The following is a 279-nucleotide window of genomic DNA, read 5'->3' as shown; positions in this document are numbered from 1 at the left end:
TGCCCTGGAACGGCCCCAGCACCAGTTCGTCGCCGACCATCCGATAGAAGCCGGCCCAGTTCAGGTCGGGCAGATACTGGCCGATCATCGCGGCGGCATTGGCCATGTTGGCGATCGCGTCCGGCTCGCCCGCGGTCAGCGCGTCGAGCGCGGCGGTCAGTTCGCGGTACAATTCCGCGCGGTCGGTCGTGGCGATGTCGAAGGCGTACATGCCGCCGTAGCTAGGCGCACCTGCCGGAAAGTCCAGCCGCGCGGTCAGGCAGCGGTGCGCAGCTGGCT

1 pseudogene is annotated in these 279 nt (G+C 68.8%); it reads right to left on the bottom strand.

What is annotated here, in order from left to right:
• Nucleotides 1-211: pseudogene (locus CVH10_RS19830) on the bottom strand (GAF domain-containing protein); the annotation flags it as partial.
• Between the last annotated feature and the right edge of the window lie 68 nt (nt 212-279).

The sequence above is a fragment of the Halomonas sp. ND22Bw genome, assembly GCF_003011945.1.
GTDB lineage: Bacteria > Pseudomonadota > Gammaproteobacteria > Pseudomonadales > Halomonadaceae > Halomonas > Halomonas halophila.
The sequence above is the reverse complement of the archived record's forward strand: the minus strand, read 5'-3'. Positions and strand labels throughout refer to the sequence as shown.